This window comes from Spirillospora sp. CA-128828, from assembly GCF_050945415.1.
Taxonomy (GTDB): domain Bacteria; phylum Actinomycetota; class Actinomycetes; order Streptosporangiales; family Streptosporangiaceae; genus Spirillospora.
Genome location: NZ_CP191986.1, coordinates 1,876,592 through 1,893,283, shown reverse-complemented (window position 1 = coordinate 1,893,283; position 16,692 = coordinate 1,876,592). Strand labels below are relative to the sequence as shown.

The 16,692-nt window shown below is 72.0% G+C and carries 18 protein-coding genes; 9 read left to right on the top strand and 9 right to left on the bottom strand.

Going from position 1 to position 16,692, the window contains the following annotated elements; translation table 11 throughout:
- Positions 1-38: 38 nt before the first annotated feature.
- Positions 39-1,130, bottom strand: a complete 1,092-nt coding sequence (ychF, locus tag ACQPXG_RS09605) for a redox-regulated ATPase YchF (RefSeq protein WP_433467275.1) — start codon at positions 1,128-1,130, stop codon at positions 39-41.
- A 154-nt stretch (positions 1,131-1,284) separates the two neighbouring features.
- Here ychF and ACQPXG_RS09600 point away from each other — a divergent pair, with 154 nt between their 5' ends.
- Together ACQPXG_RS09600 and ACQPXG_RS09595 are read left to right on the top strand one after the other, a co-directional pair.
- Positions 1,285-2,664 carry a DNA recombination protein RmuC gene (locus ACQPXG_RS09600; RefSeq protein WP_433467274.1) on the top strand — a complete coding sequence of 460 codons (1,380 nt, stop codon included), beginning with the start codon at positions 1,285-1,287 and terminating at the stop codon, positions 2,662-2,664.
- On the top strand, positions 2,661-3,260 hold the full coding sequence (locus tag ACQPXG_RS09595; RefSeq protein ID WP_433467273.1) for a DUF6542 domain-containing protein: 600 nt from the start codon (positions 2,661-2,663) through the stop codon (positions 3,258-3,260). The genes ACQPXG_RS09600 and ACQPXG_RS09595 overlap by 4 nt, the downstream gene beginning before the upstream one ends.
- On the opposite strand, the gene ACQPXG_RS09590 is transcribed toward ACQPXG_RS09595, so the two are convergent.
- Entirely contained in the window at positions 3,242-4,222 is a 981-nt protein-coding gene (locus ACQPXG_RS09590) for a 4-hydroxy-3-methylbut-2-enyl diphosphate reductase (RefSeq protein WP_433467272.1), read from the bottom strand. The two genes, ACQPXG_RS09595 and ACQPXG_RS09590, sit on opposite strands and share 19 nt — an antisense overlap.
- A 108-nt stretch (positions 4,223-4,330) precedes the next feature.
- Between ACQPXG_RS09590 and ACQPXG_RS09585 the strand changes: the two genes are divergently transcribed.
- Positions 4,331-5,218 carry a hypothetical protein gene (locus ACQPXG_RS09585; protein WP_433467271.1) on the top strand — a complete coding sequence of 296 codons (888 nt, stop codon included), beginning with the start codon at positions 4,331-4,333 and terminating at the stop codon, positions 5,216-5,218.
- A gap of 51 nt (positions 5,219-5,269) precedes the next feature.
- Here the strand turns inward: ACQPXG_RS09585 and ACQPXG_RS09580 are convergent, their stop codons facing one another.
- A complete protein-coding gene (locus ACQPXG_RS09580) occupies positions 5,270-6,493 on the bottom strand; it encodes an MFS transporter (RefSeq protein WP_433467270.1) in 1,224 nt (407 codons plus the stop codon).
- 20 nt (positions 6,494-6,513) lie between these two features.
- The gene (locus ACQPXG_RS09575; RefSeq protein ID WP_433467269.1) at positions 6,514-6,939 is read right to left on the bottom strand and encodes a MarR family winged helix-turn-helix transcriptional regulator; all 426 of its coding nucleotides are present in this window, start codon (positions 6,937-6,939) and stop codon (positions 6,514-6,516) included.
- Between the two features lie 125 nt (positions 6,940-7,064).
- On the opposite strand from ACQPXG_RS09575, the gene xseA reads away from it, so the two are divergent.
- Both xseA and ACQPXG_RS09565 read left to right on the top strand, forming a co-directional pair.
- Entirely contained in the window at positions 7,065-8,273 is a 1,209-nt protein-coding gene (gene xseA / locus ACQPXG_RS09570; protein WP_433467268.1) for an exodeoxyribonuclease VII large subunit, read from the top strand.
- Positions 8,274-8,286: 13 nt separating this feature from the next.
- Positions 8,287-8,523 (top strand): exodeoxyribonuclease VII small subunit, encoded by a 237-nt coding sequence (locus ACQPXG_RS09565; protein WP_433469932.1) that lies wholly within the window; start codon positions 8,287-8,289, stop codon positions 8,521-8,523.
- A 3-nt stretch (positions 8,524-8,526) separates the two neighbouring features.
- Here ACQPXG_RS09565 and ACQPXG_RS09560 read toward each other — a convergent pair whose 3' ends face one another.
- Together ACQPXG_RS09560 and ACQPXG_RS09555 are read right to left on the bottom strand one after the other, a co-directional pair.
- A complete protein-coding gene (locus tag ACQPXG_RS09560) occupies positions 8,527-9,180 on the bottom strand; it encodes a DUF4245 domain-containing protein (protein WP_433467267.1) in 654 nt (217 codons plus the stop codon).
- A 20-nt stretch (positions 9,181-9,200) separates the two neighbouring features.
- Complete coding sequence (locus ACQPXG_RS09555; RefSeq protein WP_433467266.1) at positions 9,201-9,866, bottom strand: TetR/AcrR family transcriptional regulator; 666 nt, start codon at positions 9,864-9,866, stop codon at positions 9,201-9,203.
- A 179-nt stretch (positions 9,867-10,045) separates the two neighbouring features.
- Here ACQPXG_RS09555 and glpX point away from each other — a divergent pair, with 179 nt between their 5' ends.
- Positions 10,046-11,080: a class II fructose-bisphosphatase gene (glpX, locus tag ACQPXG_RS09550; RefSeq protein WP_433467265.1), complete on the top strand. Its 1,035-nt coding sequence runs from the start codon at positions 10,046-10,048 to the stop codon at positions 11,078-11,080.
- Between the two features lie 16 nt (positions 11,081-11,096).
- On the opposite strand, the gene ACQPXG_RS09545 is transcribed toward glpX, so the two are convergent.
- On the bottom strand, positions 11,097-11,708 hold the full coding sequence (locus ACQPXG_RS09545; RefSeq protein WP_433467264.1) for a DUF1707 SHOCT-like domain-containing protein: 612 nt from the start codon (positions 11,706-11,708) through the stop codon (positions 11,097-11,099).
- A gap of 82 nt (positions 11,709-11,790) precedes the next feature.
- Here ACQPXG_RS09545 and ACQPXG_RS09540 point away from each other — a divergent pair, with 82 nt between their 5' ends.
- The 3 genes from ACQPXG_RS09540 (at position 11,791) to ACQPXG_RS09530 (ending at position 14,912) form a co-directional block, all read left to right on the top strand.
- Positions 11,791-12,744 carry an ABC transporter ATP-binding protein gene (locus ACQPXG_RS09540; protein ID WP_433467263.1) on the top strand — a complete coding sequence of 318 codons (954 nt, stop codon included), beginning with the start codon at positions 11,791-11,793 and terminating at the stop codon, positions 12,742-12,744.
- A gap of 49 nt (positions 12,745-12,793) precedes the next feature.
- Positions 12,794-13,591, top strand: coding sequence for an ABC transporter permease (locus tag ACQPXG_RS09535; protein WP_433467262.1), 798 nt, complete (start codon positions 12,794-12,796; stop codon positions 13,589-13,591).
- Between the two features lie 91 nt (positions 13,592-13,682).
- Positions 13,683-14,912 (top strand): MFS transporter, encoded by a 1,230-nt coding sequence (locus tag ACQPXG_RS09530; protein WP_433467261.1) that lies wholly within the window; start codon positions 13,683-13,685, stop codon positions 14,910-14,912.
- Positions 14,913-14,971: 59 nt separating this feature from the next.
- Here ACQPXG_RS09530 and ACQPXG_RS09525 read toward each other — a convergent pair whose 3' ends face one another.
- Together ACQPXG_RS09525 and ACQPXG_RS09520 are read right to left on the bottom strand one after the other, a co-directional pair.
- Complete coding sequence (locus tag ACQPXG_RS09525) at positions 14,972-15,202, bottom strand: hypothetical protein (RefSeq protein ID WP_433467260.1); 231 nt, start codon at positions 15,200-15,202, stop codon at positions 14,972-14,974.
- 29 nt (positions 15,203-15,231) lie between these two features.
- Positions 15,232-16,656: a PLP-dependent aminotransferase family protein gene (locus tag ACQPXG_RS09520; RefSeq protein WP_433467259.1), complete on the bottom strand. Its 1,425-nt coding sequence runs from the start codon at positions 16,654-16,656 to the stop codon at positions 15,232-15,234.
- Positions 16,657-16,692 lie beyond the last annotated feature (36 nt).

Genomic DNA, 16,692 nt, shown 5'->3' with positions numbered 1-16,692 from the left:
CCCGCGCTCCGGCGCGGCGGCCCTGCCTCAAGGCGCCGTCAGACGTTGAAGCGGAACTCCACGACGTCGCCGTCCTGCATGACGTAGTCCTTGCCCTCCATGCGGACCTTGCCGACGGTGCGGGCGGCCGCCATCGAGCCGGCCTCGGTCAGGTCGTCGAAGGAGACGATCTCGGCCTTGATGAAACCGCGCTGGAAGTCGGTGTGGATGACGCCGGCCGCCTCCGGCGCGGTGGCGCCCTTGCGGATCGTCCACGCCCGCGACTCCTTGGGCCCCGCGGTCAGGTAGGTCTGCAGGCCGAGGGTGCCGAAGCCGATCCGGACGAGCTGCGACAGGCCCGACTCCTCCTGCCCCATGCCCTGCAGCAGTTCGAGCGCCTCGTCGTCCGGCAGCTCGATCAGTTCCGCCTCGATCTTGGCGTCCAGGAAGATCGCCTCGGCCGGTGCGACCAGTTCGCGCAGGCGCGCGCGCAGCGACTCGTCGGTCAGCTCGCTCTCGTCCAGGTTGAAGACGTAGAGGAACGGCTTCGCGGTGAGCAGGTGCAGCTCGCGCAGGAGCGCCAGGTCGATCCCGGCCTTCTCCGCGCCCGCGAAGAGCGTGACGCCGTCGTCCAGGAGCTTCTGCGCGGCGTTGACGGCGTCGACGACGGCGAGCTTCTCCTTGTCCTTCTTGGTCCGGGCCTCCTTGTCGAGGCGCGGCAGCGCCTTCTCGATCGTCTGGAGGTCGGCCAGGATCAGCTCGGTGTTGATCGTCTCGATGTCGCGGGACGGGGCCACGTCGCCGTCCACGTGCGTGACGTCCGGGTCCTCGAACGCGCGGATGACCTGGCAGATCGCGTTGGTCTCCCGGATGTTGGCGAGGAACTTGTTGCCGAGGCCCTGCCCCTCGGACGCCCCCTTGACGATGCCCGCGATGTCGACGAACTCCATCGTGGCGGGGATGATCTTCTGCGAGCCGAAGATCTCCGCCAGCGCGGTCAGCCGCGGGTCGGGCACGCCGACCACGCCGACGTTGGGCTCGATGGTCGCGAACGGATAGTTGGCGGCCAGCGCGTCGTTCTTGGTCAGCGCGTTGAACAGGGTGGACTTGCCGACGTTCGGCAACCCGGCGATTCCGATGGAGAGGCTCACGGCCGTCAAGTTTATGGGCGTCCGCGCACCCCTCGGGCTGCCCGGAACCTCCGGCGGGCCGCCTCCGGGTGGACTCTGGGCCAAATGTCCGGGGACGCGGGGCGTCACGGCGCGTCGCGGTCGCCGATCGGGGCCTCGCTGTCACGATGAACGGATGGACCTCGCGCTGTTCGCCGGACTCCTCGTCGGCGCCGTCTTCGGCGTCGTCGCCGGGTACGCGCTCGCGACGGGCCGGCAGGGCGCGCTGATCGCCCGGGCGCGGGCGGCCGAGGAGAAGCTCGCCTACGCCGAGGAGCGGATGGCGGAGCATTTCGAGAGCCTGTCCGCCAAGGCGCTGGACGCCAGCAACCAGCGGTTCCTGGAGCTGGCGGACGCCCGGCTGAAGGCGGCGGGGGCCGAGGCGGCCGGTGAGCTGCAGCGCCGGCAGCAGGCCGTCGAGCATCTGGTCGCACCGCTCAAGGAGACGCTCGCCAAGGTCGAGGAGCAGCTCCGCGAGGTGGAGACCGGCCGGCGCGAGTCGCACGCGATGCTGGCCAAGCAGGTCGACTTCGTCCGGCAGAGCTCCGACCAGTTGCGCCGCGAGACGCAGTCGCTCGTCCGGGCGCTGCAACGGCCCGAGGCCAGGGGACGCTGGGGCGAGCTCCAGCTCCGCCGGGTGGTGGAGCTGGCCGGGATGACGCACCACTGCGATTTCGACGAGCAGGCCAGTTCCGCCACCGTGGACGGCATGGTCCGTCCCGACATGGTCGTGCGGCTGGTCGGCGGCAAGAGCATCGTGGTCGACTCCAAGGTCTCGCTGGCCGCGTACCTCCAGGCCGCGGAGAGCGGAGACCCGGTGCGGCTGGACGCGCACGCCCGGCACCTGCGCGATCACGTCGACCGCCTGGCGGCCAAGTCGTACTGGCAGGCGTTCAGCCCGTCGCCGGAGTTCGTCGTCCTGTTCATCCCGGGCGAGGCGTTCCTGGCACCGGCGCTCGACCGCGACCCGGGGCTGCTGGAGTACGCGATGAGGCGGCGCGTGCACATCGCCACTCCGACGACCCTCATCACGATGCTGCGGACGGCGTCCTACGCGTGGCAGCAGGCCGCCCTCTCACGCAACGCACGCGCGGTCTTCGAGCTGGGCAAGGAACTGTACGAGCGCCTAGGCACGATGGGGCAGCACGTCGACGAACTCGGTCGCGCGCTGACCGGAGCCATCAAGTCCTACAACCGGACGGTCGGTTCGCTCGAAACCCGCGTGCTGGTGAGTGCGCGCAAGCTGAACGAACTGGGCGTGGTCGACGGCGGGCTGGACGGCCCGGGTCCCGTCGAAGAAAGCCCCCGCGCGCTCTCTGCGGCCGAACTGACCGGCCATGGCGAACCATTCGGCGACGATGACCGTCTCCCCGATGAGAAGCGGTCTCAGTCCGACCCGGCCGCGGAACCGGTAGGTTTCGGCGGGCGGGTCATCCCCGAGCAGAGCGATCGGCTGAACACCCATGAGCGGGGCGAGCCGGGCGGTCGTCCTGCCGGCGGGAAGAGGTGGCCATGAGTTCATCGACGGTACGCGACGCGCCGGGCGGCGCCTCGCCGGGCCCGGGGGATCCAGTGACTCGTCAGCGCGGTTCTTCCTCCCGGGCGAGGTCGGCCGGCCCGATCACGCTCACCGGACGCGGCGGGATCGTGGTCATGTTCGCCGCCGGGGTGGTGTGCGGGCTGTTCTCGCGGTGGTTCGGCGTGCCGCTGCTCGCCGGCGCCGGGTTCGCGATCGGCTGCGCGCTGGCCGCGTTCGCCACCCGTCCCGCCGACCTCCTCACGCTCGTCGTCAGCCCGCCGCTGGTGTTCTTCGCCGCCACGCTCACGGTCGTGTTCGTCACCACGCTCGGCGACGGCTCGCTCCTGCGCGGCATGTCGGTCGGCGTCCTCACCGCGCTGGCGGCCACCGCGCCGTGGCTGTTCTTCGGGACGCTGCTCGTCCTCGTGGTCTGCCTGGCCCGCGGTCTCCGGACGAACGTCAGGGAGCTGCGGGACAAGCTCGTCGGGGTCCGCCTGTTCGAGAAGGAGGAGAACGAGAACCCCGTCCGCTGGGACGAGTCCCCCACGACGACGCAGGAGCGCCGCCGTGCCCATCACGGCGATGTGGACTGAACGGGCGTGATGCGGAGGTCCTTGCGGAGTTCCTTGGGCAGCGAGAAGCGCATGCTCTCCTGGACCGACTCGATCTCTTCCGCCTCGCCGAAGCCGCGTTCCGCCAGCCACGCCAGGACCTCCTGGACCAGTTCGTCCGGGACGGACGCGCCGCTCGTGACGCCGACGGTGGTGACGCCGCCAAGCCAGGCCGGGTCGATGTGCTCGGCGTAGTCGACGAGGTAGGCGCTGTCGGCGCCGTGCTCCTTGGCGACCTCGACCAGCCGCACGGAGTTGGAGGAGTTCGTCGACCCGACCACGATGACGAGGTCGGACCGCGCCGCCATCTCCTTCACCGCGACCTGCCGGTTCTGCGTGGCGTAGCAGATGTCGTCGGACGGCGGGTCCATCAGCTTGGGGAACCGCTCGCGGAGCTTCTCGACGGTGGCGATCGTCTCGTCCACCGACAGCGTGGTCTGCGACAGCCACGCCACCCGCTCGGGGTCGCGGACGGTCACGTTGGCGACGTCGTCCGGGCCGTCCACGAGGTGGATGTGGTCGGGGGCCTCGCCGGTGGTGCCGATGACCTCCTCGTGGCCCTCGTGCCCGATCAGCAGGATGTCGTAGTCCTGGGCGGCGAACCGGACGGCCTCCTTGTGGACCTTGGTCACCAGCGGGCAGGTCGCGTCGATGGTGCGCAGGTCCAGGCCCTTGGCCTCCTCGTGCACGACGGGTGCGACGCCGTGCGCGGAGAACACCACGATGGAGCCCTCGGGGACCTCCTCGGTCTCGTCGACGAAGATCGCGCCCCGTTCCTCCAGCGTCTTGACGACGTGCACGTTGTGGACGATCTGCTTGCGGACGTAGATCGGGGCCCCGTACTTCTCCAGGGCGATCTCGACCGTCTGCACGGCCCGGTCGACGCCCGCGCAGTAACCACGCGGCTTGGCGAGCAGGACACGGCGCTGGCTGTTGGCGGTCATGGCTCTATCGTACGAGTGACGGGCTGTGACCCACCCGGGGGTGACCACGATCGCACCCATGGGGCAGAGTGAGATTCGACGAGCCGACGCAGGAAGAGGAATAGTCCGATGACGAAATCGCCGCGCCGCCTCAGGGAGCAGGTCCGCGACACGGTGGGCGAGCAGGTCCGGGACCTCCCGCTGCACGCCGTCCGGCTGGCCATGTTCGGCGTCGGCCGGGCGCTGCTGCTCAGCGACCGGGTGACCAGGGACTACAAGGAGATCACCGAGGGCGGCGGCGTGAAGCCGGTGATCGGGCGGCTGCGCGACGACGTCCAGAGCACGGCCGAGAAGGTGGTCGGGAAGGTCGTCGAGCGCGTCCGCGGTGAGGAGCCCGAGCCGGAACCCGTGCGCCGCACGCGGACGGCCGCCGCGCGGACCGACACCGCGCCGGCGGACGCCGCGGAGATCTCGATCGGCAAGCCCGGCGCCGAGACCGGGCACGCGCCCAAGCACGCCCGCCCCGGGGCGTCCAAGCCCCCCAAGCCGACCAAGCCCGGCGCGCTCGGGAGGCACCACGCCAAGCCGGCGGACGAGGCCGGTCCCGTCGCCGAGCCCGCGCCGAAGCCGGTGCCGTCCGAGCCGAAGCCGGAGCCCGCGCCGCAGGCCGAGCCCGCGCCGAGCCCGAAGGCCGCCGAGCCCGCGAAGCCGAAGTCCGAGGCCGAGCCTGCGGAGCCGAAGGCCAAGTCGGAGCCGAAGGCCGAGCAGGACGAGGCGGCGTTCGAGCCGAAGCCGGAGTCCAAGCCCGCCGCGCCGGCGGAGGCCGAGCACATCGCCGCGGACCTGCCGGTGCCCGACTACGACAGCGCCACGCTGCCGCAGCTGCGCGCGCGCCTGCGCGGCCTGTCCGTCGACCAGGTGAAGCTCCTGCGCGAGTACGAGACCAAGCACGCGGGGCGTGAGGACGTCATCCGCATGTACGAGCGCCGCATCGCCAAGCTCAACGGAGCAGGCTGAGCGACGTAGGAAAGCCCCCGGCCGGTCGCCGGGGGCTTTTCCATGCGAGGGTCAGGCCGCGGCGGAGGCGTCCTGGAAGGCGTGGTCGATGTCGACCCGCTCCAGTGGCGCCAGGTGCCGGCGCCGTATCGCGAGGATCCCGATCGCGACGGCGCAGCAGGCGGCCCCGACGACGTACGGGAGGTTCGCGTCGACCTCCTCGGCCAGCTTCGTCGCGATGTACGGGGCGAGCGCGCCGCCCATCCAGCGGACGAAGTTGTACCCGGCGGACGCGACGGGCCGCGGGCTGTCGGACACCTCCATGGCCGCCTCGGTGAACGCGGTGTTGTTCAGCCCGATCGGGATCCCGGAAAGGATCGTGCACACGATGATCCCGCCGTGGCCGAGGAAGGCGAGGCCGAGCTGGAACACGATCAGCAGCACCAGCGCCAGGTACATGACCCGGACGGTCCCGATCCGCCGCTGCAGCAGGGGGGCGCCGAACACCGAGGCCAGCGCCACCATCACGCCCCAGCCGAAGAACACCAGGCCGATGCCGTGCGCGCTCATCCCGAGGACGAACGGGGTGAAGGCCAGGACGGTGAAGAAGGCGTAGTTGTAGAACAGCGCGGTGAACGCGGTCGTGGACAGGCCGCCGTGTGAGAGAGCCCGGATGGGGGCGCTGAGCCTGGTCTTCTGGGGCGGCTTCGACGGCGCCTTGAGCAGCACGCTGATCAGCAGGAAGCCGATCGCCATGAGCGCCGCGGTGCCGAAGAACGGGAACCGCCAGTTCATGTCGCCGAGCAGGGCGCCGGCGAGCGGGCCGAGCGAGATGCCGAGGCCCAGTGCGGCCTCGTACAGGATGATCGCCGACTCGGCGCCGCCGGAGGCCGCGCCCACGATGACCGCGAGGGCGGTGGCGACGAACAGGGCGTTGCCGAGCCCCCAGCCGGCCCGGAAGCCGACGAGCTGCCCGACGGTGCCGGACGTCCCGGCGAGCGCGGCGAAGACCACGACGAGCGCAAGCCCGATGAGCAGGGTCTTCTTGCCGCCGATCCGGCTGGACACCCAGCCGGTGATCAGCATCGCCACCGCGGTGATCAGGAAATAGCTCGTGAACAGCAGGGACACCTGGCTGGGCGAGGCGTCCAGGTTCGCCGCGATCGCGGGCAGGATGGGGTCGACGAGGCCGATGCCCATGAAGGCGACGACCGCGGCGAACGCGGTCGCCCACACCGACATCGGCTGCCTGAGGATGCCGCCGCCCTTCGGGGCCGCCGAGGGCTTCGCGTCCATGGATACCTCCGTGCTGGGGTTCAGGGGGCACCGAGGAGCTTGTCGAGGGCGGGCAGCGCAGCGGCGACCGCCGCGCGCTCCTCGTCCGTCAGGTCCGCGAACCGCTCCGCGAGGAAGCCGATCCGGCGCTCGCGTCCGGCGGCGAGCCGGTCGCGGCCCGCGTCGGTGAGCCCGGCGGTGACGACCCGCGCGTCGGCGCCGTCCCGGCGGCGCGCGACGAGCCCGTCGCGTTCGAGCCGGTTGATCTGCGCCGTCATGGTCGGCAGCCGGACGCCGTGCTCGGCGGCCAGTTCGGTCATCCGCCGCGGGCCGTGCTCCAGGGAGCCGAGCACGGACAGCTGCTGGCTGGTGATCGGCTGGTCGGCGCTGACCCGCCGGAGCATCAGCACGACATGGCGCAGGCGCCGGTTGAGCTGTTCGGCGAGCTCGCGTTCGGATGCGGTCACGGTCTCTCCTCGGAATTACTTAGCTAGTCTAAGTTAGCTGGGCTAATCAGTGAACCCCGGAAACATGTCTCGTCGGTCACACAACGTGCGGCCGGGCGGCATGGTGCGCACCGTAGGCTGCCTGCATGGCGATGGAGACCACGGCCGAATCCCCGGTTCCGGTGCGGACCGTCCTGCAGGCGGTGAGCGGCTGGATCGGCAAGCTCGGCCGCATCTGGGTGGAGGGCCAGATCACCGACCTCAACGCCCGCGGCGGGACGGTCTACATGACGCTCCGTGACCCCGTGGCGAACATGTCGGTGCGGGTGGTCGGCCCGCGCGCGGTGTTCGAGGCCGCCGGGCCGGCGGTCACCGACGGGGCCCGCGTCGTCGTCCACGCCAAGCCCGACTTCTGGATCAACCGCGGGACGTTCTCGCTCAGCGCCCTGGAGGTCCGGCCGGTCGGGGTCGGCGAGCTGCTGGCCCGGCTGGAGCGGCTGAAGCAGGTCCTCGCCGCGGAGGGGCTGTTCCGGCCCGAGCGCAAGCGCCCGCTGCCGTTCCTGCCCGGGAAGATCGGGCTGATCTGCGGGCGCGACTCCGACGCCGAGCACGACGTCCTGCAGAACGCGCGGCGCCGGTGGCCGGCGGTGGCGTTCCGGGTGGAGAACACCGCGGTGCAGGGCTCGTACGCGGTCGGCGAGGTCATGGAGGCGCTGCGCGCGCTGGACGCCGATCCCGAGATCGATGTGATCATCATCGCGCGGGGCGGGGGCGCGATGGAAGACCTGCTGCCGTTCTCCGACGAGGCGCTCGTCCGCGCGGTGTCGGCGGCCCGGACGCCGGTGGTCAGCGCGATCGGGCATGAGCAGGACGGCCCGATCCTGGATCTGGTCGCGGACGTCCGGGCCTCGACCCCGACCGACGCGGCGAAGAAGGCCGTCCCGGACGTGCGGGAGCAGCTCCAGCTCGTCCGGCAGCTGCGCGACCGGGGGCGGCGATGCCTCGGCGGCGCGGTGGAGCGGGAGGTGGCCTGGCTGCGCGCGGTGCGGTCGCGGCCCGCGCTGGCCGATCCGGTGCGGGAGATCGAGCGGCAGTCCGAGCAGGTCGCGGCGTTGCGCGACCGGGCGCGGCGGTGCCTGTCCGGCGCGCTGGACCGGGCCGGGGACGAGCTGTCGCACACCCGCGCCCGGCTGCTCGCCCTCTCCCCCGCCGCGACGCTGGAGCGCGGATACGCGATCGTCCAGCGGGAGGACGAGACGGTGGTGCGGGAGTCGGCGGCGGTCAAGGACGGTGAGCGGCTCCATGTCCGGCTGGCGGACGGGCGTCTGGGCGTGACCGTCACCGACCGGGAGTGAGAGGGTGGAGTCTGTGGCGGACGAGAAGGAGACGGTGGACAAGCCGTCGTACGAGCAGGCGCGCGACGAGCTGGCCGAGGTCGTCAAGCGGCTGGAGGCCGGCGGCCTGACGCTGGAGGAGTCCCTGAACCTGTGGGAGCGGGGCGAGAAGCTCGCCGCGATCTGCGAGGAGTGGCTGGAGGGCGCCCGCGCGCGGCTGGCCGCGGCTCTCGACCGGCCGGAGAACGGCGAGGCCGCCGCACCGTTCTGAGCGTCAGGAGCGGGGCGTGGCCGTCGCCGACGGGGCGACGCTCGCGTTCTTCTTCTGCGGCTGCAGCGACCCGGCCAGCACCGCCAGCTCCTGGTAGGAGGCCGTACCGGTCACCACCAGGCTCAGCCCGTCCGGGAGGGTCCGGGCGAGGGAGTTCGCCTTCTTGTCCTTGCGGTAGTACTTGGTCCAGGCGACGCCGTTCACCTGCTGGGTCCCGACCGGCTTGCTGCTGTTGGCCATGCGCGGGACATACTCGGACGCCTTCTCGTTGCTCTGCTCCAGCGCCGCGTACTCGTCGCTGGGCGTCACGAACCCGAGGTGCCACGACACGGGCTTGTCGCCGCCGGAGTCGAGCCCGTTCAGCCGTGAGCTGGTGGGACGCCACCGGGCGGGAAGCCCCTCCGGGGCGTACACGGTGAAGGGCGCGTCGTTGCGCATGGCCCAGAGCTGCGAGCCGTAGTCGACGGTCGGCAGGACCTCCTTGTTGCTGCGCGGCGTGATGACGTAGATCGCCAGCACCAGCAGCAGGCAGGCGCCCATCGCCATGGCGAAACCGCCGAGGCCCGTGGTCAGCCGCTTGTGCACGCCGGGGCTGACCTCGATCACGGGCCGTGCGGCCGCGGTGTCCGGGGCGGAAGGCGGGGTCTTGTCGGTCACCCCTCCAGGATCCCGCACGGTCAGCGCTGCTCCGTACCGGGGTTCCTTATCGTGCCGACGATGGCCATGACCTCGTCGGCGAGGCGGCGGGCGGCGTCCTCGTCGTCCATCAGCGAGATCTCCGACACCGCGCCCGCCATCGCGCCGGTCAGCACCGTGACCAGGGCGTCGTCCACCCCGCCGTCGGCGGTGTGGAACAGCGCGGCGTTGCGGCGCGCCCACTTGTTGAGCCGCTGCCGCATGACGCGGTCGAATCCGGGCGGGCCGTCGCCGGAGATGAACAGCCGGGCGACGTCGCGCTCGTCCAGGCAGCCGGTGAGGTAGGCGCCCGCGCCCGCGATGAACTGCCGCATGGGGTCGGCCTCGCCCGCCTCCCGGACGGCGTTGATCGCCTCGCGGGTGCGTTCCTGCTGGCGGCCCTGGAAGTCCTCGAACAGCGTCAGGTACAGGTCGGCCTTCCCGTTGAAGTGGTGGTACAGGCTGCCCACGCTGGCGCCCGCCCTGGCGACGATGTCGGTCACCGCGGCCTGGGCGAAGCCGGAGTCACAGAAGACGTCCCTGGCCGCGGCCAGCAGGGCGCCGCGCGTGGCCGCCCCGCGGTCGGAGGTCCGCGCGGGGACCTCCGCGGGCCGGGCGCCCCCGTCCTGTGTCACCCCGCCGGACGAGACGTCGATGTCGCTGCTCATGACGCCTGAGATTACGCCCTCTCCCATGGGGAAACGATCCCTTGCCCGCGCGACCGTCAAATCCCGTCCGCACGCGGTGCCGGTGAAACCCGTGCCCCGGCTGGTCTGGTCCAATTTGTGGCCCGCCATCCGGTCCACGGAGAATTCGAGGCACCACCGACCGAAGGGGCCGCCCCGTCATGTCCGATGAGACCACCGTTTCCTCTCCGCTCACCACCGAGCCGGCGGCGCCGGACCGCAACCTGGCGATGGAGCTGGTCCGGGTGACCGAGGCCGCCGCCATGGCCGCGGCCCGCTGGGTCGGCCGGGGAGACAAGAACGGCGCCGACGGGGCCGCCGTGAACGCCATGCGCCAGTTGATCAACACGGTGTCCATGCGGGGCGTCGTGGTGATCGGCGAGGGCGAGAAGGACAACGCGCCGATGCTGTTCAACGGCGAGGAGGTCGGGGACGGCTCCGGCGCCGAGTGCGACGTGGCCGTCGACCCGGTGGACGGGACCCGGCTGACCGCGCTCGGTATGAACAACGCGATCGCGGTGCTGTCGGTGGCGCCGCGCGGCTCGATGTTCGACCCGTCCGCGGTGTTCTACATGGAGAAGCTGGTGACCGGCCCGGAGGCGGCGGACGTCGTCGACATGGAGCGTCCGATCGCCGACAACATCCGCGCGATCGCCCGGGCCAAGGGCTCCTCGCCGCACGACGTGACGGTGTGCATCCTGGACCGCCCGCGGCACGAGGGCATCGTCAAGGAGGTCCGGGAGGCCGGGGCGCGGATCAAGTTCATCATGGACGGCGACGTGGCCGGCGCGATCATGGCGTGCCGGCCCGGCACGGGCGTCGACCTGCTGCTCGGCATCGGCGGCACCCCGGAGGGCATCATCGCGGCGTGCGCGATCAAGGCGCTGGGCGGGGTGATCCAGGGCCGGCTGTGGCCGCAGGACGAGGAGGAGAAGCGGAAGGCGGCCGACGCCGGCCACGAGCTCGGCCGGGTGCTGACCACCGACGACCTGGTGACCTCCGACGACGTGTTCTTCGCCGCGACCGGCATCACCGACGGCGAGCTGGTCGACGGCGTCCGCTACAGCAAGGGCACGGCGGTCACGCACTCGCTGGTCATGCGGTCCCGCAGCGGCACGATCCGGACGATCTCCAGCGAGCACCAGCTCGGCAAGCTGCGCGCCTACAGCGCCATCAACTTCGACACCGCGGTCTAGGGCCGGCGGCGCAGGGCTATCGGCCGCGGGTGAGGCGGTTGCGGACGCGGGTGCGCAGCGGGCGTTTCGGCGCGCGCGCCCGCACCGAACCGAAGATCAGGGTGCCGGCCACCTCGACGGTGGGGCCGTCGGAGGCGGGCCGGTCCCGCAGGTCGCGGGTGCTCAGGATGGTGCGGCCGGTGACGTCCACCCGGACGCCGTCGGGGACGAGGAGCCGGATCCGGCCACCGAGCACCATCGAGTCGACCACGATGTGCCGGCGCTGCAGGACGGCCTCGCGCAGGTCGAGCTCGACCGTCCCGAACAGGGCGAGGAGCGGGAGCTTGACCGGGACGACCCACCGCCCGTCCCTGCGGGTGCGGCCGAAGAAGACCGAGACCGGCCGGTCGTCCACGAGGATGGGCTGCGCCTCCTCGGGGATGAGGTCGCCGGTGAGACCGGTCAGCTCGCCCAGCGTGCGGGCGGCGTAGGCGCGGGCGGTGCGCTCGGAGTGCTCCTCCATGGTGAGCCGTCCGTCCGCGAGCGCCTCGCCGAGGACGGCGGCGACGCGTTCCCGGTCGGCGTCGGACGCGCGCAGATCGCGCACACGGGTGACCTTTTCGCCGGCCGGTCGATGGGGGACGTCCACAGGTAGAGATTAGCCTCCGGCCGGGACGGGCCCGCGAGAAAACGTGTGGGGTTCTGTCGGCTGAATTTCCTAGTGTGAAGGTATGACCTTGCAACGTCCCCCGATCGCGGCTGCCCGGGAAGGCACCGAGGCGGCGGCGATCAGGCTCCGCGGCGTCGTGAAGCGGTTCGGCGACTTCACCGCGGTGGACGGGCTCGACCTCGAGGTCCCGAACGGGGTCTGCCTGGGACTGCTGGGCCCGAACGGCGCCGGGAAGTCGACGACGATGAAGATGCTGACCGCCCAGGCGATCGCCGACGAGGGCAGCATCCACGTTCTCGGCTTCGAGGTTCCGCGGGAGTCCAAGCGTGCGCGGGCCGTGATGGGGGTCGTCCCGCAGCAGGACAACCTCGACGAGGAGCTGACCGCCCGCGAGAACCTGGAGGTGTTCGCGCACCTGTACCGGGTGCCGCGGAAGGCGCGGCGCAAGGCGGTGGACGACGCGCTGACGATCGCGCACCTGACCGAGCGGGCGCTGACCAGGGTGGACGACCTGTCCGGCGGCATGCGGAGGCGGCTGCTGATCGCGCGCGGGCTGGTGCACCGGCCCGCCCTGGTCCTGCTGGACGAGCCGACCGTCGGCCTCGACCCGCAGGTGCGGGGGGAGCTGTGGGGGCTGATCGACGGGCTCCGGGCCGGCGGCACGACCGTGCTGATGTCGACGCACTACATCGAGGAGGCCGAGCGCCTCGCCGACGAGTGCGCCCTGATGTCGCACGGCAGGGTCATCGCCCGGGGGTCGCCGGCGGAGCTGGTCGCCGAGCACGCGGGCGAGCGGGTCGTCGAGCACTACGGGCCGCCCGGCCGGCTGAGCGAGGTCGAGCGGCTGGCCAGGGCCGCCGGGCTCCCGACGCGCCGCACCGGCCCGTCGGTGTCGGTGCTCAAGGCCGAGACGATCCCGCCGTCGCTGGAGGACGAGCTGGGCCCCGACGGCGTCCGCCGCGCCTCCAACCTCGAAGACGTGTTCGTCGTGCTTACCGGGGAGCGTGTGGAATGAGCGAAGCGAACCGGGGGACGCGGGGGTCGTCCCCCCGCGAGGAGCAGGAATGAGCGTGGAGGCGGAACGGGCGCCGCGGCTGCGGAGGTTCGAGATGGCCCCGGTGCGGGGCATCTGGCGGCATGAGCTGGCGCTCTACAAGCGGTACTGGAAGTCGCAGTCGTTCGCCTCGATGGTGGAGCCGACGTTCTTCCTGCTGGCGTTCGGCTACGGGTTCGGCTCGATGGTCGCGATGATCGGCGACTACCGGTACCTGGACTTCGTCGCGACCGGCGTCGTCGGGACGGCCGCGCTGTTCACCTCGGTCTTCCCGGGCATGTTCAACGGCTACATCAGGCGCGTGTTCCAGCACACCTATGACGGGATGCTCGCCGCGCCCGTGGACGTCCACGAGCTGGTGACCGCCGAGGCGCTGTGGATCGCGGCCAAGTCGGCGGTCTACTCGTGCACCCCGATCGTGGTGGCGCTGTTCTTCGGCCTCGATCCCTCGCCGGGGATGCTGCTGGTCCCGTTCGTGACGTTCTTCACGGCGCTCGGCTTCGGCCTGTTCGGCATGTGGACGTCCTCGGTGGTGCCGTCGATCAACTCGTTCGACTACGTGATCACCGGTGTGGTGACGCCGCTGTTCCTGATCGCCGGGACGTTCTTCCCCATCGGGTCACTGCCCGGCTGGGCGCAGAAGGTCTCCTACTTCAACCCGCTCTACCATTGCGTGGAGCTGGTCCGCGACGCCGTCTTCGGCCTGCGTCCGCTCGCCGATCTCGGGCATCTCGGCGCGCTCGTGGCGTTCGCCGCGCTGATGTGGCTCATCGCCGTCCGCGGCATGCGCAACCGCCTCATCGACTGAGCGCCTCCCCCGCGATTGACCTGGGGCGTACCCTGTCCCTACGCTGACGCGAATCTTCTTCACATTGCGCAGCTCAGAGAGGTCGGGCCGCATGAGCCAGGGCATCACCGCGCGGGACCGCCGGGCGCGGCTCGCCGCGTACACGGCGTTCGCCGTCCAGGGGCTCTGCTTCGCGTCGCTGGTGACGCAGGTCCCGCAGATGCAGAAGGCGCACCACCTGAGCGACGCGACGCTCTCGCTGGTGCTGCTCATGGTGCCGCTGGTCGCCGGGGTGGGCAGCGTGGCGTCCGGCGCCCTGTTCCAGCGGCTCGGCAGCGGCCCGGTGCTGCGCGTCTCCCAGCCCGCCGTCGCCGTCACGATCGCGCTGATCGGCCTGACCGGCGACAACGACGTCGCGCTCTACGCCGCGGTGGCGCTGTTCGGCCTGTTCGTCGGCGCGGTGGACGCGTCGATGAACGCGCAGGCGATCGCCGTCGAGCGCCGCTACGGGGTCAGCCTGATCACCGGCTTCTACGCGGTGTGGAGCGTCGCGGGGATCCTCGGCGGGCTCTGGGCGTCTCTCACCAACAAGCTCGACCTGTCGCTGTTCACCGGCTTCGCGATCGCCGCCGCCATCGGCGTCGCGGCCTCGCTCGCCACCGGCCCGCGCCTCTACCGCCGCGCCGAGGAGGGGGACGGCCCGACCGCCGAGGAGCTGAAGGCCGCCGGACGCAGCGTGCCGTGGCGTCCGATCCTCGTCGTCGGGGCCGCGATGGCCGTCGCCTACCTCGCTGACTCGGCGATCTCCAGTTACGGCGCCAAGTACCTGGACGACGAGCTGTCCGCGAGCGACTGGGTCGCGCCGCTCGGCTACGTCGCCTACCAGATCACCATGGTGATCAGCCGGGCGGTCGCCGACCTCGCCGTCCGCCGCTCGGGCGCCGTCCTCGTTGTGCGGATGGGCGGGCTCGTCGGCATCGTCGGCATGTTCGGCGTGGTCGCCGCGCCCAACGCGGCCTTCGCGATCGCCGCGTTCGCGCTCGCCGGCCTCGGCCTCAGCGTGATCGCCCCGGTCTCGTTCTCCGCCGCCGGACGGGTCGACCCGACCGGCCTCGGCGTCGCCGTCTCGCGCGTGAACATCTTCAACTACGTCGGGTTCGTCCTGGGCGCCGCCGTGGTGGGCGCCATCGCCCCGCTCAGCGCCGACCACGGACTCCGCCTGGCGTTCATCGTCCCGAGCGCCCTGATCCTGGTCGTCTTCGCCACCGCCAAGGGCTTCGCCCCGGCTGTGCCCGCTCAGGGCGACGACCCGCTGGAAACCGCTGTGTCGGCGCAGGGGTAGCGATCCCCGTAACCGCACCGCTCATGGGCCGGCCGGCCCATGAGCGGTGTGGCTGAGGTTCAGACCTCTTCCAGGGAACGGATGGCCTTCTCTCCTTCGGCCTGGGCTTGTTCCGGCGTCAGGTCCTGCAGGGCGCGGCTGAGCGCCACTTCGGCGGCGTCGGCGGCGGCCCGGAGGGTCACGGCGTGTTCCTGTGCCCTTTCGAGGTCGCCCAGGCCCACACAGTCGAAGGCCACCTGCGCGTCGTGCCCGGCCATCCTCAACTGCCGTGCGGCCTCATCCAGACTCATGCATACCTCCTACACCGGGGATGCTGGTCCTACCCTTCAACACCGTCTGTAACCGCTTGGCCCAGCAGTTGCGCCGCCTTGACCAGGCGCGGCTCGGAAAGCCTGGCGTAGCCGAGGACGAGCGCGGGCGGTGCGTCGGCCGCGCGTCCGCGCGACCACATCTGCCGGGCGCCCGCGACCGACACCCCGGCTCGCGCGGCCCTGGCGACCACGGCGTCCTCGTCGCATCCGTCCGGCAGTTCCACGTAGAGGTGGATGCCCGCTGAGACGCCGCGAACCACGGCGCCGGGCAGATTCTCGGCGAGGGCGCCGACGAGGGCGTCGCTGCGGGTCCGGTACCGCCGCCGCATGGTGCGCAGGTGCCGGTCGTAGCCGCCGCCGCTGAGGAACTCCGTCAGCGCGAACTGCTCCAGGACGGGCGCGCCCAGGTCGGTGTTGACGCGGTGCTCACGCAGCCGTCCGGCGATGGACGGCGGCGCGACGACCCAGCCGAGGCGGAGCGCGGGGGCCAGGGACTTGCTGACCGAGCCGAGCAGGACGACCCGGTCGGGGTCGACGCCCTGGAGGCAGCCGACGGGGTCGCGGTCGTAGCGGAACTCGGCGTCGTAGTCGTCCTCCAGGATCAGGCCGTCCACCTCGCGCACCCAGGCGATCAGCTCGGCGCGGCGGGCCGGGGACAGGACGACGCCGGTCGGGTACTGGTGCGCGGGCGTGACGAGGACGGCCCGCGCCCCGGTGCGGCCGAGCGCCTCGACGTCCAGGCCCTCGCCGTCCACGGGGACCCGCGCGACCCGGATCCCCGCGGCCTCCAGCATCGGCAGCTGCCGGTCGCTGGTGGGGTCCTCGACGGCGAGCGCCGTGTGACCGCCGGCGCGCAGCATCCCGAGCAGCGCCGACAGGCCGTGCGCCACCCCGTTCATGATCACGACCCGGCCGGCGTCGGCGTGCGCGGCGCGGACCCGGCCGAGGTAGGAGGCGAGTTCGGCGCGCAGGTCCGGGACCCCGGCGGGGTCGGGATAGGTGAGCGCGTCGTGCGGGAGGGTGCGCAGCGCGGCGCGCGCGGCCGCGATCCACCGCTCGCGGGGGAAGGCCGACAGGTCCGGCCGGCCGGGCCACAGGTCGTACCGGACCGCCGGCTCGGGCGCGGGTTCGACCGGCCGGGCGGCGGCGGGCGGCCGGGCCGGCGGCGCGGCGTCCTCGTCGGGACGGGCGAGCGGCGCGATGCGGGTGCCGTCGCCTCGCCGGGCGATCAGGAACCCCTCGGCGGTGAGCTGCTCGTAGGCGGTGACGACGACGCCGCGCGAGACGTCCAGGTCGCGCGCGAGGTCGCGGCTCGACGGCAACCGGGTCCCGGCGGTCAGCCGGCCGGACCGCACCGCCGCGCGGAAGCCGGCCGCGATCTGCGCCGCCAGCCGGCCCGCGGACCGGTCGAGTGAGAGATGAAGGTCGGTCACATGACACTCAGCGTCAATAGGGAGCGCGGACGTCAC